Raw genomic sequence first — 22,725 nt, forward strand, 5'->3', positions numbered from 1 at the left:
GACGAAAAAGCCCGCCGGCGCGAGGGCGCTGGCGGGCTTGCAAGCAGGTTTGCCGAGGATCAGGCAGCGCGGCGGCGACCCAGGAAGCCGAGCACGCCCAGGCCCAGGGCGAGCATGCCCCAGGTGCCCGGCTCCGGCACGGCGGTGGCGACGCCGTCCATCGCGTAGATGTCAGCCGAGCTGACCGAGTAGCCCTTGTCGGTCAACGCGTTGACGTTGGTGTTCCAGCCCATCGCGTCGAAGGCGGCGATGTCGTTGCGCGTGACGTTCTCCGTGTAGCAGGGCGAGGAGGTCGGGTCCATGATGCCGACCTGGCGCGAGCTCTGGAAGCAGCCAGCAGCGTCCGGGTCGATGAAGCCGATGTTGTCCTTCCAGTGCGAAGCCTGCGCGCCGTCGCCGGAGTAGGCGCCGGTCGAGAACGTGGCGGGCTCCTGGAAGGCGGCGTCGCCGATGCCGAACACGGTCTTGCCGTCGATGGAGAAGTAGGCCGGGCGGTTGGCCGACCATTGCAGGATGGCCTTGCCGTCGGCGCCCACGGAGTTGCCGTAGCGGAACAGGTCCAGCGTGCTGCCGATGTTGAAGTCGGCGATGTCGGCCGAGCCGAAGGCGCCAGCCTCGAACGGGGCGGCGAGCGGGCCGCTGCCGTGCATGACGATGTCGAAGGTGTCGGTACCGCTGACGAAGCCCAGCGCGTGGCCGATCTCGTGCACCGCGACGGCCGTGAAGTCGTACTTGCCGGCGTCGATGCCGTTGCTCGGGTTGTAGTCGAAGCCGAACTGGTTGCTGAATTGGATGCTGGCGTCGTACTTGTTCAGCGGCGCCACCTGGCCCGTCAGGCCCAGGGCCTTGATGACGGACTGGTTCACGTCCAGGTAGTTGTTGATGACGGCGTTGCCGGTGCGCGTCGTCGTGGCGTCCTGGATGCCGATCTTGTTGGCGATGTCCAGGTAGTTGTTGGTGCGGATGGTCAGACCGCCGCCGGCATTCAGCTTGGACAGGTTGGCCACGGCAATGGCGTCCAGCGCGGTCGTGCCGGTGGCGGCCAGGCCGGCGTAGACGTCGCTGACGGAGGCGCCGGCGCTGTAGCTGCGGGTCGAGCCGAGCACGCCCGGGTCCAGCGCGTCAAAGCTGATTTCGAACCGGACCGTGACGTCGTTGGTCAGCGTCTTGTTCCAGTAGTTGGCGGCCTTCTGGAAGGCCAGCAGTGCTGCGGCGCCGTTGGGCGACGTGCCGAAGCTGTTGGTCGCGTCGACCAACACGATGTTCAGTGCGCTGGCGGGTGCGGCGCAGACCAGCGCGGTGGCGGCGGCCAGCGCGTGCAGGAGTCGGGTACGGCTCAAGTAAATCTCCGAAAAGTGAATGAAAACGGCGCCGCCTCATAGGCGACGCCGCACACTTTTGCGAGGATAGAACGGTGTTGATTCGTGACAAATGTTGCGATACCCCGAGCTGCGGGGCAGTGTTTCCCCTGCTTTCGGCCGGGCTTCGTGCGTGCCTGTCGTCTCCCTTGCCCCTGTTACAGCCGTGCCGTCGCCTGCCTCGTTGCGGCGGGATGCGGTGGCGCGTGAACACGCCATCGGGCGTCGTCACCGTGGCCGTGTTGCCGTCCGGCGCCAGCTGCACGTTGGCCGGGAAGCTGGCGCCGCCGACAACGAACGGCTCTGCGGCCCCGGCGTCACGCGGCAGGTGGCCCGCCAGCGCCGCCGGTGACGCTCACTGCGACAGCCGACTGACGCCGTCCAGCTGGCAGGCGTAGATCGCGTTGCGCAGCGCCGCGATGGCCTCGTAGCGCGTGAAGCTGCGCCGCCAGGCGAGCACGACGCGGCGCGTCGGCACCGGCTCGCTGAAGGGCACGAAGCGCAGGTGCGCACTGTCGGCCCCCACGCCCAGCGAATAGCCGGGCTGCCCCCCTTGGGACGAGCCGGGGGAGGCCCAGGCATCGCCGGGCACCGATAGCCGCGGCACCACCGTCACGCCCATGCCGGACGCGACCATGTGCTTGATGGTCTCCAGCGACGAGCCCTCGAAGCTGCGGCGAATGCCTTCGGCGTCGCTGGAGAAGCGCGCGTACTCGGGGCAGACCTCCAGCACATGGTCGCGAAAGCAGTGGCCCGTGCCCAGCAGCAACATGGTCTCGCGCTTGAGTTCCTCGGCCGAGATGGACTCTCGCGTGGCCAGCGGGTGCGTGGCGGGCAGCGCGACGACGAAGGGCTCGTCGTAGAGCTGGGCCGTGGCCAGGCCCGCGTCGGGGAAGGGCTCGGCCATGATGGCGCAGTCCAGCTCGCCGGTGCGCAGCATCTCCAGCAGCTTCACGGTGAAGTTCTCCTGCAGCATCAGCGGCATCTGCGGGTAGAGCTCGATGGTGTGCTTGACCAGCTCCGGCAGCAGGTAGGGGCCGATCGTGTAGATGATGCCCAGCCGCAGCGCGCCGGCCAGCGGGTCCTTGCCGCGCTTGGCGATCTCCTTGATGGCGCCGGCCTGGTCCAGCACCGACTGCGCCTGGCGCACGATCTCCTCGCCCAGCAGCGTCACCGACACCTCGCTGCCGCCGCGCTCGAAGATCTTCAGGTCCAGCTCTTCTTCCAGCTTCTTGATGGCGACCGACAGCGTCGGCTGCGACACGAAGCAGGCCTCCGCCGCACGGCCGAAATGACGCTCGCGGGCGACGGCGACGATGTAGCGGAGCTCGGTCAGGGTCATGGGGGCGAACGCTACACTGCGGCCGCCCCGAGGGGTGCCCCAGGGTTTTCCAGGAGACGCCAGCCATGACCGACCGCAAGCCGATGACCTTGCCGCGCCTCGCGCAGATGCATGCCAGCGGCGAGAAGATCGCCATGCTGACCTGCTACGACGCGGCCTTCGCGAGCCTGCTGGACGAGGCCGGCGTGGACATCCTGCTGATCGGCGATTCGCTGGGCAACGTGCTGCAGGGCCGCGGCTCCACGGCGCCGGTCAGCCTGGAGGACATGGTCTATCACACGTTCTGCGTGTCGCGCGGCCACAAGTGGGCCTGGATCATTGCCGACCTGCCGTTCGACAGCTATCACGTCAGCAAGGAAGAGGCCTGGAAGAGCTCGGCCGCGCTGGTCAAGGCGGGCGCCCACATGGTCAAGCTCGAAGGCGGCGGCTGGACGGCCGAGACCGTGCGCTTCATCAGCGAACGCGGCATCCCGGTTTGCTGCCACCTGGGCTTCACGCCGCAGACGGTGAATGCCTTGGGCGGCTTCAAGGTGCAGGGCCGCGACGACGCCGGCGCGGCGCGCATCAAGCGCGAATCGCAGGAGCTGGTCGACGCCGGCGCGGCGATGCTGCTCTACGAGATGGTGCCGGCCGCGCTGGCCGCCGAGATCACGGCCGCGTCGCCGGTGCCCGTCATTGGCATCGGTGCCGGCGTGGACACGTCGGGCCAGGTGCTGGTGCTGCACGACATGCTCAACATCACGCCGGGCCGCAAGCCGCGCTTCGTCAAGGACTTCATGGCCGGCAAGGACTCGGTGCTGGCCGCCGTGAAGGGCTATGTGGACGAGGTGAAGGCCAAGACCTTCCCGGTCAACGAGGTGCACGGGTTCTGACATGCAGGTGATCCACACCATCCCCGAGCTGCGCGAGGCCCTCGCCATCCACCGCCAGCGCGGCTTCGTGCCGACCATGGGCAACCTGCACGACGGCCACCTGCAGTTGGTTGGGCAGGCGCGCGAGCTGGTCGGCCCGGCCGGTGCGGTCGTCGCCAGCATCTTCGTCAACCGGCTGCAGTTCGCGCCGCACGAGGACTTCGACACCTACCCGCGCACGCTGGCGCGCGACTGCGAGCTGCTGGAAGGTGCAGGGTGCGACATCGTCTTCGCGCCCAGCGAGAAGGAGCTGTACCCCGAGCCCCAGGGCTACAAGGTGCTGCCGCCTGCGGAGCTGGCCGACATCCTGGAAGGCCATTTCCGGCCCGGCTTCTTCACGGGCGTCTGCACGGTGGTGCACAAGCTCTTCAACATCGTGCAGCCCACGCTGGCCGTGTTCGGCAAGAAGGACTACCAGCAGCTGATGGTGCTGCGCCGCATGACGGCGCAGATGGCGCTGCCCATCGCCATCCACGGCGGCGAGACGCGCCGCAGTGATGACGGCCTGGCGCTGTCGTCGCGCAATGGCTATCTGAGCGACGCCGAGAAGTTGGAGGCGCTGCGCCTGTCGCGCACGCTGAAGAGCCTGATCGCCCACTGGCAGGCCGGCGAGCGCGACCTGGCCGCGATGGAGGCCGACGCGCTGCAGGCCCTGCGCGACGCCGGCTGGGCGCCCGACTACCTGACGCTGCGCCGCCAGCACGACCTGGGGCCGGCCACCGACGGCCAGCCGCTGGTCGCGCTGGGTGCCGCCCGGCTGGGCAGCACCCGGTTGATCGACAACCTCGAGGTCAGTTGACGGCGGTCACTTCGACGTCGAAGACCAGGGCCGCGCCGCCGGGAATCGAACCCTGGCCCTTGTTGCCGTAGCCCAGGCTCGCCGGGATGGTGATGGTGCGCTTGCCCCCCACCTTCATGCCGGTGATGCCCTGGTCGAAGCCGCCGATGACCGAGCCACTGCCGAGCTTGAACGAGTAAGCCGCACCGCCCACGTTGCTGTCGAACTTGGTACCGCGGGTGTTGGCCACGCGCACGTCGTACAGATAGCCGCTGTAGGTCACCGACACGGTCTTGCCCGCGTCGGCCGACGCGCCGGTGCCGACGACGCTGTCCTCCGTCTTCAGCGCGGTGACGCCGGTCCAGCCGCTCGGGTCGACGGCCAGCAGCTCGATGTCGAACACCAGCGCCGCATTGGGCGGGATGGCCGTGCCGGCACCGGCGCTGCCATAGCCCAGGTTCGCGGGGATGGTGACGGTGCGCTTGCCGCCCACCTTCATGCCCTGGGTGCCCTGCTCGAAGCCGGCGATGACGCCGTTGGCGCCGATGACGAAGGGCAGCGGCGTGCCGCCCACATTGCTGTCGAACTTGGTGCCCTTGGTGTCGGCGTTGCGCACGTCGTAGAGCCAGCCGGTGTACGTGACCGTCACGGGCTTGCCGGCATCGGCTGTCGCGCCGGTGCCGATGGCCGCATCGGCCGTCTTCAACGTGGTCACGGCGTTCCAGCCGTTAGGGTCGCTGTTGACGGGCGTGCCTGCGCTGCCACCGCCGCCACCGCAGGCGGTGAGACCGAGGCTGGCGATGAGCGCGCTGGAGGCGAGCAGGAGAGCGGAGCGGCGGGAAGCAAACATGGACATGACGGGTACGGCAAAGGGGGTGAAGAGAAGGCGCTCGTGGCGGCGGCGCGGACTATAGCCAGCCCACGTAAAGCCTTGTAAGCAGAGTCAACAGCGCGCCGCCGCAGCCGTTGAGCGGGGCAGCCACCGGAGTTACCCATGCGCTTGTTGCCCACCCGTCTTGCCCCTCTTTTGCTCGCGCTGGGCGCGGCTGCCGTGCTCAGCGCCTGCGGCGGCGGTGCCGAAATCGTCATCGGTGATGGCGGTGGTGGGGGCGGTGGCGGCGGCACGCAGTACCCGCGGCCCAACCCCAACCCGAATCCGCCCACGCTGTCCTGCAGCGCGGCCGGCCTGGCTGCATCGGCCGCCAGCACCTGGGGCACGGTCTGCATGCTGACCAGCAGCGGCGAGATCGTCGTCGAGCTGTACGACACCTACTCGCCGCAGACGGTGGCCAACTTCTACAAATACGTCGCCGCGGGCTTCTATACGAAGACGCTGATCCACCGCGTCGACCGCGACTTCGTCGTGCAGGGCGGCGGCTACACCAGCGGCATGGTCGTCAAGCAGCCGCTGTACGCGCCCATCAAGCTGGAGAGCAACAACGGCCTGTCCAACCTGCGCGGCACCATCGCGATGGCCCGGCGCAGCGACGCCGACTCGGCGACCAGCCAGTTCTTCTTCAACGTGGCGGACAACACCAGCCTGGACTACCAGAACGCTTCCAACCCGGGGTACGCCGTCTTCGGCCGCATCATCTCGGGCCTGAACACGCTGGACGCGATCAACGTGGTGCCGACCTACACCTACAGCCCGACGGACATCGAGCCGCGCACCGAGGTGCTGGTCTACTGGGCGCAACGGCTCAAGTAGGCGCCACCCATCGCCCGGGCCCGCCATTCGTCCTCGGGGCTCGCCGTTCATCATCCGGCCGCCGTGGGTTTGCGGCGGGCCGGGCAACATGGCCGCCATCACAACGCCGATGGAGATGACCATGTTCCGCAGCAAACGTTCCTGGGCCGGCCTGTTCGGCGCCGCCGTCGCCATCCTCACGGCCCTGTATGTCAGCCGCAGCGAGGCGGCGCCCGCCGAGTTCCGCGACCTGCGCGTGGAGGTGGTCGGCCAGGGCCGGCCGGTTCTGATGATCCCGGGCCTGAACAGCGCCGCCAGCACGTGGACGGACACCTGCGCCGCGCTGCAGCCCGGCGTGCAATGCCACATCGTGCAGCTGCCCGGCTTTGCCGGCGCGCCGGCCGTGGCCAGCGACAACTTCCTGAACGGCATGCGCGACCGCCTGCTGGCCTACCTGGACGACCGCAAGCTGGACAAGCCCGTCATCATGGGCCACAGCCTGGGCGGCGCGCTGGCGCTGCAGATGGCGGCCGAGCAGCCCGGCCGTATCGAGCGCCTGGTCATCGTCGACGCCCTGCCCTTCCTGGCCGGCCTGCGCGGCATGACGCCCGAGACGGCCAAGGGTGCCGCCACGGCCATGCGCCAGCAGATGCTGGCCGCCACGCCGGCGCAATGGGAGGCCGGTGCCCGCCAAGGCGCGATGGGCATGAGCCGCAGCCCTGCCAACGGCGAGCGCGTCGTCGCCTGGAGCCTGGCCAGCGACCGCACGACCTCGGCGCAAGCCATGTCCGAGCTGTGGGGCGACGACCTGCGTCCGCTGCTGCCCAGGATCACCGCGCCGACGCTGGTGCTGGGCGCCTGGGCCGCCTTCGAGCCCATGGGCTCCACGCTGGCAAGCACCCAGCGCGTCTTCGAGACGCAGTACGCGGGCCTGAGCGGCGCGAAGGTGGTCATGAGCCAGCGCGGCTATCACTTCCTCATGTGGGACGATGCCGACTGGCTGGTCGGCGAGGTCAAGGGCTTCCTGGCTGCCGCCAAGTAGATCGGGGAGAGGGCGGGGCATGAAGACGCGCACGCGAATGGCGGTTCAGGCGCTGCTGTGGGGCGGCTACGTGGCCGTCTCGCTGGCGATGGTCGCGAGCTTCCAGCCTCTCAGCGGCTCGCTGGTCTTCGTGATGGTCTGCCTCGGTGTCGGGCTGTGGGCGGCGAGCGAGGCCCTGCGGGCGCTGGCGTTGTGGCAAGCCTGGCTGGACCGCTCGCCACGCTCGCTGCTGTTCTGCCTGGTGCTGATGCCGCCGGCGTTCGCCTTCGGCGTGCAGCTGATCCTGTTCGTCATCAACAAGGCCGGGCTGGCGCTGGGGCTGCTGCAGTTCCCCCCGGCCATGCCGCAGGGCTGGCTCGTGCTGTTCAGCTACGCGTTGAACACCAGCATCATGCTGTGGCTGTGGATGGCCGTCTGGGTGGGGCTGCAGATGCTCAACCGCTGGCGCGTCGGTGAGATCGCCAAATGGCAGGCCGAGGCCGCCGCGCGTGAGCTGGAGCTGCAGGTGCTGCGCGCCCAGATCAACCCGCACTTCCTGTTCAACGCGCTGAACAACCTGCGCGCCCTCATCAACGAAGACCCGGCCCGCGCCCGCGAGATGCTGAGCCGGCTGTCCAACACGCTGCGCCACACGCTGCAGCACAGCGCCAAGGAGCGCGTGCCGCTGGCCGACGAGTTGGCTGTCGTGCGCGACTACATCGCGCTGGAGCAGCTGCACCACGAGGAGCGGCTGCGCGTGGACTGGCAGGTCGACCCCGCCACGGCCGGCGCCAGCGTGCCGCCCATGCTGTTGCAGCTGCTGGTGGAGAACGCCATCAAGCATGGCGTGGCGCGCACGCCGGGCGGCGGCGTGGTCGACATCCGCATTGCCCGCAGCGGCGAGCGCCTGCACATCGCCGTCTGCAACCCTGGCCAGTGGACGCCCGCGGCGGCCGCGCCGACCAGCACGGGCCTGGGTCTCGTGCACCTGCGCGAGCGCCTGGCGCGGGCCGGTGGCGCCGGTGCGGGCTGCCTGATCGCCGCGGCGGACGGCCGCGTCAAGGTCAGCGTGGAGCTGGTCGCATGAGGATCTACATCGTCGAGGACTCGCGCCTGGCCCGCCAAGAGCTGCGCACGCTGCTGGCCGCCATCCCCGACGCCGACATCGTCGGCGAGGCTGCCGAGCTGGCGCCCGCGCGCGAGGCCATCGACACGCTGCAGCCCGAGCTGCTGCTGCTGGACGTGGAGCTGCCCGGCGCGACCGGCTTCGATCTGCTGGACCAGCTGGAGCATGTGCCGCTGGTCGTCTTCACGACCGCCTATGACCAGCATGCGCTGGCCGCGTTCGAGCGCAATGCGCTGGACTACCTGCTCAAGCCCATCGACGCGGCCCGGCTGGAGGCAGCACTCGCCAAGGCCCGCGAGCGCCTGCGCCCCGCCGCCCCGGCCGTGCCCGCCGCCGCGGTGAAGGGCGCGGACGACATGGTCTTCCTGCGCGACGGCGAGCGCTGCTGGTTCGTGCGCCTGGGCGACATCGCCGGCTTCGAGGCCTGCGGCAACTACGCCCAGGCCTGGTTCGACGGCCAGCGCCCGCTGCTGGCACGCACGCTGACCGCGCTGGAGGAGCGGCTGGACCCGCAGCTGTTCTTCCGCGCCAGCCGCAGCCACCTGATCAACCTGCGCTGGATCCAGGGCATCGCGCCGTGGCACAACGACGGCTACCGCGTGACGCTGCGCGACGGCCACCAGGTCGAGGTGTCGCGCCGCCAGGCCAAGCTGTTGCGCGAGCGTCTGGAACTCTGACGGTCACGCCGCGCTGCTGCCTGACCCGTGGAATCGACGGCTCATCGGCCGCCGCGCGACCCGGGCGGCCCAGCCAATTAGGCTGCGCCGCTTTCAACCTTCCAACCCGGACTTCCGCATGACCCGCTTCGCTTCCTTTTCGCTGGCCCTTGTTGCCGCCGCCCTGTGCTCGGGCTGCGTGTTCGCGCCGCCCATCCAGACCCACACCGACGCAGCCGAAGTGACCAAGATGAGCAAGCAGGCCCTGGCCACCTGTGGCACCGGCAACGTGCGCGAAGTCAACGCGAAGAGCTTCACCTGCAAGTGAGCGCAGCCGCTTCAGGCTTTTAAGAACTCCGCCTTCGTCCCCAGCCAGCGCGCCACCTGGCGGCGGGCGGCTTCGGGATGCTCGTCCAGCAGCCGCGGCGCCAAGGCGCGCGCGGCCACCAGCAGCGGCGCGTCCTCCTGCAGGTCGGCAAAGCGCAGCAGCTCGGCGCCGCTCTGGCGCGAGCCCATGAACTCGCCCGGCCCGCGGATGTCCAGGTCGCGCCGCGCGATCTCGAAGCCGTCAGTCGTCTCGGCCATGGCCTTGAGCCGCGCCTTGCCGGTGTCGGACAGCGGCGGCGTGTAGATCAGCACGCACACGCTGGCCTTGGCGCCGCGGCCGACGCGGCCGCGCAATTGGTGCAGCTGCGCCAGGCCGAAGCGCTCGGCATGCTCGATGACCATCAGGCTGGCGTTGGGCACGTCCACGCCCACCTCGATGACGGTGGTGGCCACCAGCACGCTCATCGCGCCGCTGGAGAACTGCGCCATCACGGCCGCCTTCTCGCCCGAGGCCATGCGGCCGTGCAGCAGGCCCACCGTCGTGTCGGCCAATGTCTCGCTCAGCTCCGCGTGCGTCTCGGTCGCGTTGCGCAGGTCCACCGCCTCGCTTTCCTCAACGAGCGGGCAGACCCAGTAGACCTGCGCGCCATCCGCCACCGCCATGCGGATCTTGTCGACCACGTCGTGGCGCTTGGACTCGGTGAACACCTTGGTGACGATGGGGCTGCGGCCGGGCGGCAGCTCGTCGATGGTGGACACGTCCAGGTCGGCGAAGTAGGTCATCGCCAGCGTGCGCGGGATGGGCGTGGCGCTCATCATCAGCATGTGCGGCTCGAGGTCCATCGCCTTGAGCTTGTTGCGCAAGGCCAGCCGCTGCGCGACGCCGAAGCGGTGCTGCTCGTCGATGACGGCCAGCCCCAGCCGCGCGAACTTGACCTTGTCCTCGATGACGGCATGCGTGCCGATGACGAGTTGCGCCTCGCCCGAGGCCGCCGCGTCCAGCATCCTCTGCCGCGCCTTGCCCTTCACGCTGCCGGTGATCCAGGCGACCTTCAGGCCCAGCGGCTCCAGCCATTGCACCAGCTTGCGGAAATGCTGCTCCGCCAGGATCTCGGTCGGCGCCATCAGCGCGCATTGCCAGCCGGCGTCGATGGCCACGGCCGCGGCCAACGCGGCCACCACGGTCTTGCCCGAGCCCACGTCACCCTGCAACAGCCGGTGCGTGGGCTGCGGCCGGGCCAGGTCTTGCGCGATCTCCTCGGACACGCGCTGCTGCGCTGCGGTCAACTGGAACGGCAGCTCGGCGAGCAGCTTCTCGTGCAGGCCACCGGGGCGGGCACGCAGCGCCGGCGCCACCAGCAGCGCGCGCTCACGCTGGGCCTGCAGCTGCGACAACTGCTGGGCCAGCAACTCCTCGAACTTGAGCCGATGCCAGGCCGGGTGGCTGTGCTCGTGCAGCGCCGCCTGCGAAGCGTTGGGCGGCGGGTGGTGCAGGTACTGCAGCGCATCCTTCAAGCTGGGCAGCCCGTGCGGCACGACACCGGCCGGCAGCAGCTCGCGCAGGTCCGCCCGCGCCAGGCCCGAGGCCACGGCCTTGCGCAGATAGGCCTGGGGCAGTTGGGCGCTGGTCGGGTAGACGGGCGTCAGTGATTGCGCCAGCGGCGTGTCCTCGTCGACCACCTTGACGACCGGGTGAACCATCTCGCGGCCGAAGAATCCCACGCGTGCCTCGCCGCGGATGCGCAGCCGCGTTGCGGCGGACATCTGCTTCTGCTGCGATGGGTAGAAATGCAGGAAGCGCAGCAGCAGCGTGCCGGAGTCGTCCTTCACGCGCACCAGCAGCTGGCGGCGACCGCGAATTTCCACCTGGCAGTCCACCACGCTGCCCTCCACCTGCGCCGGTTCGTTCTCGCGCAGCGCGGCAATGGGGATCAGCCGGGTCTCATCCTCGTAGCGCAGCGGCAGGTGCAGCGCCAGGTCGATGTCACGCAGCAGGCCGAGCTTCTCCATCGCTTTCTGTGGCGCGGACTTGGTCGGTGACTGGGGGCTGGCGGCGGCCTCGGGCGTCGGCATGGGCGGCATTTTGGGGCCCCCGCGAATGAGCGCCGGCCTTGCCGGCCAGGCAGCGGCTTTCGAGCAGAATCCGCGCCCACAAATCCAGAGCCTGAACAGGGAGGGCGGTATGAAAAAAGGTTCGCTTCAAGCAAGCGGATGGTGGTTGGCCGTGGCCGTGGCCGTGTCGGTCGCGCTGACGGCATGCGGCGGTGGCGGTGGCGGCAGCGAGGGCCCACCACCACCGACGGCGATTCCAGACAGCCTGGCGATCAGCGCGCCCGCCAGCGTCGAGTCGGGCGCCGCAGTGCGATTCGGCAACACGACGGGCGCGCTCGCGGGCCTCAAGTACAGCTGGGACTTCGGCGATGGCGCCACCAGCGCCGAAGCCGCGCCCAGCCACAGCTTTGCCAACGGCGGCGAGTTCGACGTCGTGCTGAAGGTGACCAACGAGGCCGGGGCGAGCCGCGAGGTCCGCAGCAAGCTCACCATCACCAACATCGCCAACGTGCGCGGGCTGGTGTGCACGGGCGCCGACAGCACCGGCTGGTGCTGGCAAAACCCGCGCCCCACCGGCAACCGGGTCAACGCCGTGTTCTTCCTGGATGCCAACCTGGGCTGGCGCGCTGGCGACGTCGGCGAGATCTTCAAGACGATCGATGGCGGCACCACCTGGGTGAAGCAGAGCTCCGGCATCAGCACGGCCATTCAGGGCATCGCCTTCCTCGATGCGCAGACGGGCTGGGCGACCGGCGCGTTCGGCGCCGTGCTGCGGACCACGGATGGCGGCACCACCTGGAAGGTGGACAAGCTGTCGGACACGACCGGGGGCTTCTACGACGCCAATGCGATCACCCCCGTCGATGCCAACACGGTCTATCTGGGCCGGCCGTCCAACGGTGGCTATGGGGCGGTCCTGGTGTCCACCGATGCGGGCGCCAGCTGGCGCGTGCCCACGCCGGCGCCTGCCGTGATCACGAAGGGCGGCGCGTTGTGGGCCACCGAGGGCAATGTGGTGAAGCGTTCGGTCGATGGCGGCAAGACCTATGCCGCCGTGTTGAACCTCCAGGTGGACGCAGGCTTCAACTACTTCGACTCGATCAGCGTCGTGGCGCGCGACGACTTGCGCGCGGCGGTGCTGGCCAGCCAGTCTCGCTACGACTACACCGCGCAGAAGTACGTCACCAAGTACCTGGTCAAAACCACGCAGGATGGCGGCGCCACCTGGCTGACCGCTGACGGCAACGGCCTCGCCGACTACGGCAGCGGCCTGCGTCTGATGAGCATGTCCCAGGACGGCAAGACCTTGAACTCGCTGGCCAACCAGAGTCAGGTGCTGCGCAGCGTGGATGGTGGGCAGACCTGGACGTCGCCGGGCGCGATCGATCCGACGGGCTTCTACGGCTTGACGCCCACGCAGCTGGGGCTGGATGTGTTTGCGGCCATCGGCTACGGCGGCGTGTTCCTCAGCGAAGACGGCGGCCTGACCTGGCTCAAGCTGAAGCTGCCGACAGGTCTTGAGAGCTACATGCTGTCAGGCCTCGGCTTGCGTCGCGTCGATGCCCAGACCTTGTTGATGACCGACAACAGCGGCAGCTCCTATCTCAGCAAGGACAAGGGCGCGAGCTGGACCACCATCGTGGCATCGGGTGGCGGTGGCTATCAGCCGCCGCCGGTGGCATTCCGCGACGCGAAGAATGGCGTCATGGTCGATGAGAAAGGTCGCCTGCTGGGCACGCAGGACGGCGGCATCACCTGGCAGGTCAAGCGCACGGACTTCGGCATCGTCAACTCGCTGCAATTCGTCAGCAAGCAGGTCGGCTGGCTGGTCGGCAATGACGGGCGTCTGTACAAGTCCACGGACGGCGGCGAGAACTGGCTGACAGGGCCCGTGGCTCAGGGCACGTTCTACGCCAGCGTGAAGTTCGAGGACGACAAGCTGGGCTGGGCGCGCCGGAGCGCTTCCAGCAACTATGGGTTGGCCGTCACCCAGGACGGTGGACAGACCTGGACGGAACAGAAGCTCCCCTATGCCGTCGTGTCGCTGCGGCTGGGCGCCGAGGCGTGGGTGGCAGGGGGCAGCTCGGGCGAGATCTACGTCTCCAAGGACAAGGGCGCCAACTGGAAGCCTGTCTTCAGCGGCACAGGCGCCTACCTGTACGCCATGGCGTTCTCCGACGCCAAGACGGTCTGGGCGGCGGGGCACGACGGCACGTTGCTCAAGTCCGACGACGCGGGTGCCACGTGGACGTCGTCCAAGCCGGCCGGCATCAACACCTTGCGCGACATCAGGTTTGCCAACGCCAAGGTGGGCTGGATCGTCGGCGACAACGGCCTGATCCTGGTGACCGCCGACGGCGGCAAGAACTGGCGCGTGCAGGCCAGCGGCACCACGGCCGCGCTGTCCACCATCCAGATCCTCGACACCAGCACCGCCTGGGTCACCGGCGCCGGCGGCGTGCTGCTGGCCACCGGCAACGGCGGCAACTGACGTTCGAAGGCAGGCGGCGCCGCGCCCTCAGAGGAAGTAGCGCTGCCGCAGCCGCTCGTAGCGGCCATCGCGCTTGAGGGCATCCAGCTCCGCCTGCAGCCGCCGCACGACGGCCGGTTCTGCGTCGGGGCGCAGGCCGTACCAGTACGACCGGCTGGTGTCCTGCTCCATCACGGGCTGCAGCGTCGCATACGGCAGCTTGAGCTGCCGCATGTTCCAGGCTGCGGCCCAGTCCAGCAGGGCCACGAACTCCATGCGGCCAGCCAGCAGCTTGCGCACGTTGGTGGCGTCGTCCAGGCCGTGCTCCAGCTGCACGCCAGGCTTCAGGCCGGCGGCTTGCAGTTGCTTATCCGCGGCGGAGTCGCGCACCACGCCGATGCGCTGCGTGCCGAGGTCGCCGAGCTGGTTGAGCTTGAGGTCGACGCGGCTGGCGAGCCTGTAGATCAGGATGCGCCGCTGCGCGATCGGGCCGACCCACTGGAACTGCGCCTCCCGCTCCGGCGTGCGCGTCAGCGAGAACAGCACGCTGGCCGGCTGGGCCTCGGCCATCTGCATCGATCGCAGCCAGGGCATCACCTGCAGCTCCAGCGGCAGGCCGGCGGCGGCGGCCATCAGGCGCAGCAGCTCGACGCTGAAGCCCTGCGCGGCGCCGCTGTCGTCCTGGTAGTTCAGCGGCGGCAGGTTCTCGGTGAAGCCGAGCAGCACCCGCTCCGCGGGCGCCGCGAATGCCGGAAGGCGCGGTGCGAGGCAGGCGGTCAGGGCAAGACAGGTGCGGCGTTTCACGGCGGCTGGAATTTGGGCGCGAGAGTCTAGGCCGGCGTACCTGACCCGCCGATGACAGGGCGGGGACAATCGTGGCGTCATGCCGAACCACACCGTTGCCGATTTCGATTTCGACCTTCCACCCGAGCTGATCGCCCAGCACCCGGCGCGCGAGCGCAGTGGCTCGCGCCTGCTGGACGCGACCGGTCCCGCCGCCGTGGACCGCGTGTTCCGCGAACTGCCCGAGCTGCTGAGCGCCGGCGACCTGCTGGTGTTCAACAACACCAAGGTCATCAAGGCGCGCTTGTATGGCGTCAAGGCGACCGGCGGCTCGGTGGAGGCGCTGGTCGAGCGCGTGCTGCCCGGCACGCGGGAAGTCTGGATGCACCTGCGCGCCAGCAAGAGCCCGAAGCCCGGCAGCCGCGTGCGCTTTGCCGATGCGTTCGATGCCGAGGTGCTGGGGCGCTGCGGGCCCGACGACGGCCTCTTTCACCTGCGCTTTGCAGGCGACCCCTTCGCGCTGCTGGACGCGCATGGCCATGTGCCGCTGCCGCCCTACATCGCCCACGCCGACGACGCCGAGGACGAGCGCCGCTACCAGACCGTGTTCGCCAAGGAGCCCGGCGCCGTCGCCGCGCCGACCGCGGCCCTGCACTTCGACGACGCGCTGCTGGCCCGCCTGGCCGAGCGCGGCGTGTCGATGGCGCACGTGACGCTGCACGTGGGTGCCGGCACTTTCCAGCCGGTGCGCGTCGAGACGCTGGCCGAGCACAAGATGCACAGCGAGTGGTTCGAAGTGCCGCAGGCGACCGTGGAGGCCGTGGCGGCATGCCGTGCGCGCGGTGGCCGGGTGGTGGCCGTCGGCACGACGACGCTGCGCGCACTGGAATCCGCCGCGCGCGGCGGCCAGCTGCAGGCCGGGGCGCGCGAGACCGACATCTTCATCACGCCGGGCTTCGAGTTTCGCGTCGTCGACCGCCTGGTCACCAACTTCCACCTGCCCAAGAGCACGCTGATGATGCTGGTCAGCGCGCTGGCTGGCCACGCCCGCGTGATGGCGCTGTACCACCACGCCATCGCGCAGCGCTACCGCTTCTTCAGCTATGGCGACGCGATGCTGCTGGAGCGCAGCGCGCTTCAATCGCCGCTGTAGGCCGCGGCCCTGGCGCCCTTGTCGCCGAGGTGGCGGCGCAGGATCTCCTGGACGCTGCCGTCCGCCAGCATGGCCTGCAGCGCGCGGCGCAGGCGCTGACGGTCGGTTTCGGGCATGGCCTGGGTCATGGCCAGCGTCACCGGGTTGCGCTCCGTGGGCGCCACGTCCAGCGGCACCAGCGCCTCCGGGTCTTCGAAGCTGTTCATGACGCCATGCCAGCTGCCCGGCAGCGCGAGCAGCGCATCGGCGCGGCCCGCCCGCAGCATGCGCACCGCACCGGGGAAATCGGTGGCCTCCACCATGCGGCCCTGGCTGCGCAGGCGCTGCACCCAGGCGTCGATGACCGGGCCATGCGCATAGCCGCGCACGCTGAGCAGGTGCAGCGACGCCTCGGCATCGAAGGCAGCGATGCTGCGGATGCGCCCGGCCAGCGCTCGTGGCATCAGCACGTGGTAGCGGGCCTGGGCGTAGGGCACCAGCTCCGCGATCTCGCGCCGCTCCGGCGTCGGCAGGGCCGACAGCGTCAGCTGGATGACGCCGCGCCGCATCTGGTCCCAGATGCGCACGCGCGACTCCACCACCAGGCGCAGCTCGCAGCCCGAGCGGCGCGCCAGTTCATCGAACATGTCCTTGTCGATGCCGCTGGGCCCCTGCTGCGGGTCCTCGTAATAGAAGCGGGCATAGGTGTAGACGGCCGCCACATGCGGCCCGCAGCCGCCCGGCGCCGCCCACAGCCCCGCCGGGATCAGCAGCAGCGCGGCGATGGCAGCCTGGACGAGGGGCGTGGTCATGTGTCTGCCTTGGGTGGGGCGAGGCCCAGCCTAGCCGCCCGATGCCGCGCGCGGCAAGGCGTGCAACCCTGAGCCCGACCGCGCTGCGACAATCACGCCCCCATGCTGAAGTTTGACCTCCTCAAGACCGAAGGCCGCGCCCGCCGCGGCACGCTGACCCTGAACCATGGCGTCGTGCAGACGCCCATCTTCATGCCGGTCGGCACCTATGGCACGGTCAAGGGCGTCACGCCGCGCTCGCTGGAGGACATGGGCGCCCAGATCATCCTGGGCAACACCTTCCACCTGTGGATGCGCCCGGGCCTGGACGTGGTCCAGCAGTTCGGCGGCCTGCACCGCTTCGAGAGCTGGCACAAGCCCATCCTGACGGACTCGGGCGGCTTCCAGGTCTGGTCGCTGGGCGCGATGCGCAAGATCACGGAAGAGGGCGTCAAGTTCGCGTCGCCGGTCAATGGCGACAAGCTCTTCCTGACGCCCGAGGTGAGCATGCAGATCCAGACGGTGCTCAATTCCGACATCGTCATGCAGTTCGACGAATGCACGCCCTACGAGAGCAAGGGCGTGCTGACGACCGAGCGCGAGGCCAAGTCGTCCATGGAGCTGAGCCTGCGCTGGGCCAAACGCTGCATCGGCGAATTCGACCGGCTGCAGAACCCGAACGCGCTGTTCGGCATCGTGCAGGGCGGCATGTTCACGAACCTGCGCGACGCGTCGTTGGCCGGCCTGGCCGAGCTGGACCTGCCGGGCTATGCCATCGGCGGCCTGTCGGTCGGCGAGCCCAAGGCCGAGATGCAGCGCATCCTGGCCCACACCGGCCACCAGCTGCCGGCCCACAAGCCGCGCTACCTGATGGGCGTGGGCACGCCGGAGGACCTGGTCGAAGGCGTCAGCCAGGGCATCGACATGTTCGACTGCGTGATGCCCACCCGTAACGCGCGCAACGGCCATCTGTTCACGCGCTTTGGCGACCTGCGGCTGCGCAATGCGCGTTACAAAACCGACGAAAGACCCGTAGATGAAACCTGCGGTTGCGAATGCTGCAAGGGCTTCAGCCGCGCCTATCTGCACCACCTGGACCGTTGCGGCGAGATGCTGGGCCCCATGCTGACCAGCGTGCACAACCTGCACTACTACCTCAACCTGATGCGCGAAATCCGCGAGGCGCTGGATGCCGGCCGCTTCGAGGCTTGGCGGGCGCAGTTCGCGGCCGATCGCGCTCGCGGCATCTAGGCGGCGCTGACTGCGTTGTCAGGCGGAGTCACGCCTCCCAAAAACTAGGGGTAACCCGTCGCTTTCGGTGGTGACGTCCCCCTTGTTTGGAGGTGAAGAAGCGTAAATCCGTCACAGGCTGAACCCCAGAATCGCTCGGCCATTGCTGCCGCCAGGCGGGCCTGAGCCTGTCTGTAACTGGGTGAAACATTCCTTGCGGTAGCGCCGAACTTCCGAGGGTTTCAGATGTCCATCAAGTCCTTGCGCGCCCGTGCGGCGGCTGCTCTGCGTCGTGCTTCCAAGACCGCGTCCACCCGCGTCGAACCCAAGAAGCCCGAGCCCTGGAAGATCGAGACCCTGGAGCCCAAATTGCTGCTGTCGGCCGACGCGCTGCCGGCCGTGCACCTCCTGGCAACGCAGAGCGAGGCGACGGCGCCCAAGGTCTACGGCTTCGAGCGCGGCGAGGGCGCGGCCTGGGTGGACGCGCGTGCGGCGGGCGATGACGCCTCCGGCCTGCTGCAACTGGGCCAAGGCATTGCGCCGAGCGACGTGGCCGTGCGCCGCGTCGTCGATGACGGCACCGGCGAAGCGACCGCGCTGGAGCTGGCCCTGCGCGGCAGCGCCGACCGCGTGCAGATCCGCGGCTTCTTCACCGACGCGAATCCAGTGCAGGCGGTGGCCTTTGCCGATGGCACGCGCTGGAGCGCGGCCGAGCTGCCGGACCTGATCGAGACTGGCCCGCAACGTCAGGCGCTGGCAGCAGGCGTCACCGAGACCGCAGCGACCATCACCAACGGCCCCGGCAACAACCTCTATCTGTTCGGCCGCGGCGATGGCGCGACGACCGTCCAGTCCTACTCCGACCCCAACCTCGGCAAGGTCAACACCTTGCAGTTCAAGGCCGGCGTGCTGCCAGCGGACGTCAGCGTCGCGCGCGCGACCGACGGCCAAGCGGGAGGCAACGTCGCACTGGCGCTGACGATCAACGGCACCGCCGACGTCATTTCATTCAACGGCTTCCTGTACGGCGGCACACCGGCCAACGAGTTCAACGGACTGCAGAAGGTCACCTTTGCCGACGGCACCGTCTGGGACATCTCGCAACTGCTGTTCCTGCTGGGCATGGGCACGGCGGGCAATGACGGCTACAGCGGCGGCGCGGGTGCCGACCTGCTCAACGGCGCGGCCGGCAACGACAGCCTGAACGGCGGCGGCGGCAATGACACGCTGTACGGCGGCGCGGGCAACGACAACCTCGAAGGCAGCGACGGCGACGACATCCTCGACGGCGGCAGCGGCGACGACACGACCAACGGCGGCTACGGCAACAACACCTTCCTGTTCGGCCGCGGCGATGGTTCGGACCGGCTGTACTACAACCACAACGGCGGCCAGGCCCGCATCAACACGCTGCAGTTCAAGGCCGGCGTGGCGCCTGCCGACATCATCATCCGGCAGGCCTACGACAACTACCTCGGCGGCAACCGCGCGCTGGAGCTGAGCATCGCCGGCACGACCGACAAGGTCACCATCAACTGGTTCTTCTACAACGACGACCCGGCCAATGCCTATGCCGGCATCCAGCGCGTGCGCTTTGCCGACGGCACCGAGTGGACGGCCAACCAGATCGTCACGATGCTGCTGGCCGGCACCGCGGGCGACGACAACCTGCGTGGCACCAGCGCTGCCGACAGCATCACCGGTGGCGCCGGCAACGACACGCTGAACGGTGCCGCGGGCGACGACGTCATTTCAGCCGGTACCGGCAACGACAGCCTGTACGGCGAGGCAGGCGCGGACCAGCTCTTCGGCAACGACGGCGACGACAGCCTGGACGGCGGCGATGGCAACGACACGCTGGAAGGCGGCGCGGGCAACGACACGCTGAACGGCGGCTACGGCAGCAACAGCTTCGTCTTCGGCCGCGGCGATGGCCAGGACCGGCTCTACTACAACCACAACGGCGGCCAGGCGCGCACCAATGTGCTGGTCTTCAAGGCCGGCATCGTGCCGGGCGACATCGTCGTCAAGCAGGCCTACGACAACTACTTCGGTGGCAACCGCGCGCTGGAACTGAGCATCGCCGGCACGACGGACAAGGTCACCGTCAACGCCTTCTTCTACGGCGACGACCCGGCCAACGGCTATGCCGGCCTGCAGCGCGTGCGCTTTGCCGACGGCACCGAATGGGATGCCGCCACCATCGTCAGCATGCTGCTGGCCGGCACGTCCGGGGATGACAACCTGCGTGGCACCAGCAGCGCCGATGTCATCAACGGCGGCGCCGGCAGCGACACGCTCAACGGCGCCGGTGGCGACGACATCGTCTCCGGCGGCACGGGCAATGACAGCCTGTACGGTGAGGCCGGCGCCGACAGCCTGAAGGGCGACGAGGGCGACGACGGCCTGGATGGCGGCGACGGCGACGACACGCTGGACGGCGGCGCGGGCAACGACACGCTGTACGGCGGTTACGGCAGCAACACCTTCCTGTTCGGTCGTGGCGACGGGCAGGACCGGCTGTACTACAACCACAACGGCGGCCAGGTCCGCATCAACACGCTGCAGTTCAAGGCCGGCGTGCTGCCGGCCGACATCGTCGTCCGGCAGGCCTACGACAACTACTTCGGCGGCAACCGCGCGCTGGAGTTGAGCATCGCCGGCACGACGGACAAGGTCACCGTCAACGCCTTCTTCTACGGCGACGACCCGGCCAATGCCTACAACGGCATCCAGAAGGTCCGCTTCGACGACGGCAGCGAATGGGACATCGCGGCCATCCTGGCGCGCCTGTATGTCGGCACCGATGGTGACGATGTCTGGCGCGGCACGAACGCCGCCGAGACCTTCAGCGGCGGCCTGGGCAATGACAGCATCGCGGGCGCGGGCGGCAACGACGTCATCGACGGCGGCGCGGGCAACGACAGCCTCTCCGGCGAAGAGGGCGACGACACGCTGATCGGCGGGCCGGGCAACGACAGCCTGAACGGCGGCAACGGCAAGGACTTGCTGCAGGGCGGCGACGGCGATGACACGCTGGATGGCGCCGACGGCGACGACACGTTCGACAGCGGCGCGGGCAATGACACGCTGTATGGCGGCTACGGCAGCAACACCTTCCTGTTCGGCCGCGGCGATGGCCAGGACCGGCTGTACTACAACCACAACGGCGGCCAGGTCCGCATCAACACGCTGCAGTTCAAGGCCGGCGTCGCACCGGCCGACGTCATCGTCAAGCAGGGCTACGACAACTACTTCGGCGGCAACCGCGCGCTGGAGCTGAGCATCGCCGGCACGACCGACAAGGTCAGCGTCAACGCCTTCTTCTACAACGACGATCCGGCCAATGCCTACAACGGCATCCAGAAGGTCCGTTTCGACGACGGCACCGAATGGGACATCGCGACCCTGGTGGCCAAGGTGCAGACCTTCACCGACGGCGATGACAACGTGCGCGGCACCAATGCCGCCGAGACCCTCAGCGGCGGCCTGGGCAACGACACCATCGCCGGCGCTGGCGGCAACGACGTCATCGACGGCGGCGCAGGCAACGACAACCTGTCCGGCGACGACGGCGACGACATCGTCACCGGCGGCACGGGCAACGACAGCCTCAGCGGCGGCAACGGGGTCGACCTGCTGCAGGGCGGCGACGGCAACGACTCGATCAACGGCGGCGCCGGCAAGGACCAGCTGTTCGGCGAGGCCGGCGACGACACGCTGGACGGCGGCGACGACAATGACCTGATCGAGGGCGGCGCGGGCAACGACACGCTGTACGGCGGCTACGGCAGCAACACCTTCCTGTTCGGCCGCGGTGACGGCCAGGACCGGCTGTACTACAACCACAACGGCGGCCAGGCGCGCGTCAACACGCTGCAGTTCAAGGCCGGCATCGCGCCCGCCGACGTGAGCTTCAAGCAGGCCTACGACAACTACTTCGGCGGCAATCGTGCCGTCGAATTCAGCATTGCCGGCACGACCGACAAGGTCACCGTCAACGCCTTCTTCTACAACGACGACCCGGCCAACGCCTACAACGGCATCCAGAAGGTCCGCTTCGACGACGGCACCGAATGGGACGTCGCCTACATCGTGGCCACGCTGCTGGCCGGCACGTCGGCGGATGACAACGTCGCCGGCACCTATGCCGCCAACGAGATGCACGGCGGCGCAGGCAACGACACGCTGGCCGGCCGGGGCGGCGACGACGTGATCTACGGCGAAGAGGGCAACGACGCCCTCTACGGCGAGGATGGTGTCGACACGCTGGTTGGCGGGGCTGGCAACGACTACCTGGACGGCGGCAACGGCAACAACGTCTTCGTGTTCGGCCGCGGTGACGGCCAAGACAACATCGCCGGCCGCTACGACGCCACGGCCGGCAAGCTGAACACCATCCAGTTCCGCCCCGACGTGCTGCCGGGCGACGTGACCGTGCGCCGCGTCTACGAGAACCAGAGCGGCGGCGTCAACGGCCTGGAGCTGGCCATCGTCGGCAGCAACGATCGCATCACGGCCAACTACTTCTTCTACGGCGACGACCCCGTCAACGTCTACAACTCGCTGCAGCAAGCCACCTTCGCCGACGGTACGGTGTGGAACATCGCCCGGCTCGTCGAGCTGATGAGCGCGGGCACCGAGGCCAACGACAACCTGCGCGGCACGACCGGCGCCGACGTGCTCACCGGCGCCCGCGGCGATGACATCCTCAGCGGCAACGATGGCAACGACCGACTGCTGGGCGGCGAAGGCAACGACGCGCTGTACGGCGGCTATGGCAACGACACGCTGGACGGTGGCACGGGCAACGACTACCTGGACGGTAGCTACGGCAACAACACCTACCTGTTCGGCCGCGGTGACGGTCAGGACACCATCGTGTCGCAGTACGACTCGACGGCAGGCAAGCTCAACACGGTGCAGTTCAAGGCCGGCGTGGCCGTGGGCGACGTGCTGGTGCGCCGCGTGGGCGGCACGCAAGGCAATGGCAACGAGTCCATCGAGCTGGTCATCGCCGGCACGACCGACCGGCTGCTGATCAACTACTTCTTCCAGGCC

General features: G+C 68.9%; 17 protein-coding genes. 11 read left to right on the forward strand and 6 right to left on the reverse strand.

The genetic code is table 11. The features are described 5' to 3' along the window. Positions 1–59 precede the first annotated feature (59 nt). Together AC1D29_RS28710 and AC1D29_RS28715 are read right to left on the reverse strand one after the other, a co-directional pair. Positions 60–1,340, reverse strand: a complete 1,281-nt coding sequence (locus AC1D29_RS28710; RefSeq protein ID WP_477904045.1) for an NF038122 family metalloprotease — start codon at positions 1,338–1,340, stop codon at positions 60–62. Positions 1,341–1,713: 373 nt separating this feature from the next. Then, positions 1,714–2,700 (reverse strand): hydrogen peroxide-inducible genes activator, encoded by a 987-nt coding sequence (locus AC1D29_RS28715; protein WP_477904047.1) that lies wholly within the window; start codon positions 2,698–2,700, stop codon positions 1,714–1,716. A gap of 65 nt (positions 2,701–2,765) precedes the next feature. Between AC1D29_RS28715 and panB the strand changes: the two genes are divergently transcribed. Then, positions 2,766–3,572, forward strand: a complete 807-nt coding sequence (gene panB, locus AC1D29_RS28720) for a 3-methyl-2-oxobutanoate hydroxymethyltransferase (RefSeq protein WP_477904049.1) — start codon at positions 2,766–2,768, stop codon at positions 3,570–3,572. Between the two features lies 1 nt (position 3,573). Next, entirely contained in the window at positions 3,574–4,410 is an 837-nt protein-coding gene (gene panC, locus AC1D29_RS28725) for a pantoate--beta-alanine ligase (protein ID WP_477904051.1), read from the forward strand. Here panC and AC1D29_RS28730 read toward each other — a convergent pair. Then, positions 4,403–5,245, reverse strand: coding sequence for an FKBP-type peptidyl-prolyl cis-trans isomerase (locus AC1D29_RS28730; protein WP_477904053.1), 843 nt, complete (start codon positions 5,243–5,245; stop codon positions 4,403–4,405). The genes panC and AC1D29_RS28730 overlap by 8 nt on opposite strands. A gap of 138 nt (positions 5,246–5,383) precedes the next feature. On the opposite strand from AC1D29_RS28730, the gene AC1D29_RS28735 reads away from it, so the two are divergent. From AC1D29_RS28735 to AC1D29_RS28755, 5 genes are all read left to right on the forward strand, one after another. Then, positions 5,384–6,097 carry a peptidylprolyl isomerase gene (locus AC1D29_RS28735; protein WP_477904055.1) on the forward strand — a complete coding sequence of 238 codons (714 nt, stop codon included), beginning with the start codon at positions 5,384–5,386 and terminating at the stop codon, positions 6,095–6,097. Positions 6,098–6,218: 121 nt separating this feature from the next. Further along, on the forward strand, positions 6,219–7,118 hold the full coding sequence (locus AC1D29_RS28740) for an alpha/beta fold hydrolase (RefSeq protein WP_477904057.1): 900 nt from the start codon (positions 6,219–6,221) through the stop codon (positions 7,116–7,118). A 19-nt stretch (positions 7,119–7,137) separates the two neighbouring features. After that, positions 7,138–8,184 carry a sensor histidine kinase gene (locus AC1D29_RS28745; RefSeq protein WP_477904059.1) on the forward strand — a complete coding sequence of 349 codons (1,047 nt, stop codon included), beginning with the start codon at positions 7,138–7,140 and terminating at the stop codon, positions 8,182–8,184. Further along, a complete protein-coding gene (locus tag AC1D29_RS28750) occupies positions 8,181–8,900 on the forward strand; it encodes a LytR/AlgR family response regulator transcription factor (RefSeq protein ID WP_477904061.1) in 720 nt (239 codons plus the stop codon). Before AC1D29_RS28745 ends, AC1D29_RS28750 begins: the two co-directional genes overlap by 4 nt. 118 nt (positions 8,901–9,018) lie before the next feature. Beyond that, complete coding sequence (locus tag AC1D29_RS28755; RefSeq protein ID WP_477904063.1) at positions 9,019–9,207, forward strand: hypothetical protein; 189 nt, start codon at positions 9,019–9,021, stop codon at positions 9,205–9,207. Positions 9,208–9,218: 11 nt separating this feature from the next. On the opposite strand, the gene recG is transcribed toward AC1D29_RS28755, so the two are convergent. Next, positions 9,219–11,279: an ATP-dependent DNA helicase RecG gene (gene recG / locus AC1D29_RS28760; RefSeq protein WP_477904065.1), complete on the reverse strand. Its 2,061-nt coding sequence runs from the start codon at positions 11,277–11,279 to the stop codon at positions 9,219–9,221. A 109-nt stretch (positions 11,280–11,388) separates the two neighbouring features. Here recG and AC1D29_RS28765 point away from each other — a divergent pair, with 109 nt between their 5' ends. Then, entirely contained in the window at positions 11,389–13,749 is a 2,361-nt protein-coding gene (locus tag AC1D29_RS28765; protein ID WP_477904067.1) for a YCF48-related protein, read from the forward strand. A 27-nt stretch (positions 13,750–13,776) separates the two neighbouring features. Here AC1D29_RS28765 and AC1D29_RS28770 read toward each other — a convergent pair whose 3' ends face one another. Continuing rightward, a complete protein-coding gene (locus AC1D29_RS28770; protein WP_477904069.1) occupies positions 13,777–14,532 on the reverse strand; it encodes a substrate-binding periplasmic protein in 756 nt (251 codons plus the stop codon). A gap of 79 nt (positions 14,533–14,611) precedes the next feature. Here AC1D29_RS28770 and queA point away from each other — a divergent pair, with 79 nt between their 5' ends. Beyond that, the gene (gene queA / locus AC1D29_RS28775) at positions 14,612–15,664 is read left to right on the forward strand and encodes a tRNA preQ1(34) S-adenosylmethionine ribosyltransferase-isomerase QueA (RefSeq protein ID WP_477904071.1); all 1,053 of its coding nucleotides are present in this window, start codon (positions 14,612–14,614) and stop codon (positions 15,662–15,664) included. On the opposite strand, the gene AC1D29_RS28780 is transcribed toward queA, so the two are convergent. Continuing rightward, complete coding sequence (locus tag AC1D29_RS28780; RefSeq protein ID WP_477904073.1) at positions 15,649–16,455, reverse strand: substrate-binding periplasmic protein; 807 nt, start codon at positions 16,453–16,455, stop codon at positions 15,649–15,651. The genes queA and AC1D29_RS28780 overlap by 16 nt on opposite strands. A 102-nt stretch (positions 16,456–16,557) precedes the next feature. On the opposite strand from AC1D29_RS28780, the gene tgt reads away from it, so the two are divergent. Both tgt and AC1D29_RS28790 read left to right on the forward strand, forming a co-directional pair. Beyond that, complete coding sequence (tgt, locus tag AC1D29_RS28785; protein ID WP_477904075.1) at positions 16,558–17,685, forward strand: tRNA guanosine(34) transglycosylase Tgt; 1,128 nt, start codon at positions 16,558–16,560, stop codon at positions 17,683–17,685. Positions 17,686–17,910: 225 nt separating this feature from the next. After that, positions 17,911–22,725 (forward strand): calcium-binding protein (locus tag AC1D29_RS28790; protein ID WP_477904077.1); only part of this gene is annotated, 4,815 nt, incomplete at its 3' end.

This window comes from Roseateles sp. P1_C6 (genome assembly GCF_056406315.1).

Excerpts from the sequence above, each read along its gene's own strand:
- AC1D29_RS28750 (WP_477904061.1), top strand. The coding sequence starts at position 8,181 with ATGAGGATCTACATCGTCGAGGACTCGCGCCTGGCCCGCCAAGAGCTG.
- panC (WP_477904051.1), top strand. The coding sequence starts at position 3,574 with ATGCAGGTGATCCACACCATCCCCGAGCTGCGCGAGGCCCTCGCCATC.
- AC1D29_RS28780 (WP_477904073.1), bottom strand. The coding sequence starts at position 16,455 with ATGACCACGCCCCTCGTCCAGGCTGCCATCGCCGCGCTGCTGCTGATC.
- AC1D29_RS28715 (WP_477904047.1), bottom strand. The coding sequence starts at position 2,700 with ATGACCCTGACCGAGCTCCGCTACATCGTCGCCGTCGCCCGCGAGCGT.
- AC1D29_RS28730 (WP_477904053.1), bottom strand. The coding sequence starts at position 5,245 with ATGTCCATGTTTGCTTCCCGCCGCTCCGCTCTCCTGCTCGCCTCCAGC.
- AC1D29_RS28765 (WP_477904067.1), top strand. The coding sequence starts at position 11,389 with ATGAAAAAAGGTTCGCTTCAAGCAAGCGGATGGTGGTTGGCCGTGGCC.
- AC1D29_RS28740 (WP_477904057.1), top strand. The coding sequence starts at position 6,219 with ATGTTCCGCAGCAAACGTTCCTGGGCCGGCCTGTTCGGCGCCGCCGTC.
- AC1D29_RS28745 (WP_477904059.1), top strand. The coding sequence starts at position 7,138 with ATGAAGACGCGCACGCGAATGGCGGTTCAGGCGCTGCTGTGGGGCGGC.
- AC1D29_RS28735 (WP_477904055.1), top strand. The coding sequence starts at position 5,384 with ATGCGCTTGTTGCCCACCCGTCTTGCCCCTCTTTTGCTCGCGCTGGGC.
- tgt (WP_477904075.1), top strand. The coding sequence starts at position 16,558 with ATGCTGAAGTTTGACCTCCTCAAGACCGAAGGCCGCGCCCGCCGCGGC.
- queA (WP_477904071.1), top strand. The coding sequence starts at position 14,612 with ATGCCGAACCACACCGTTGCCGATTTCGATTTCGACCTTCCACCCGAG.
- AC1D29_RS28755 (WP_477904063.1), top strand. The coding sequence starts at position 9,019 with ATGACCCGCTTCGCTTCCTTTTCGCTGGCCCTTGTTGCCGCCGCCCTG.
- panB (WP_477904049.1), top strand. The coding sequence starts at position 2,766 with ATGACCGACCGCAAGCCGATGACCTTGCCGCGCCTCGCGCAGATGCAT.
- recG (WP_477904065.1), bottom strand. The coding sequence starts at position 11,279 with ATGCCGACGCCCGAGGCCGCCGCCAGCCCCCAGTCACCGACCAAGTCC.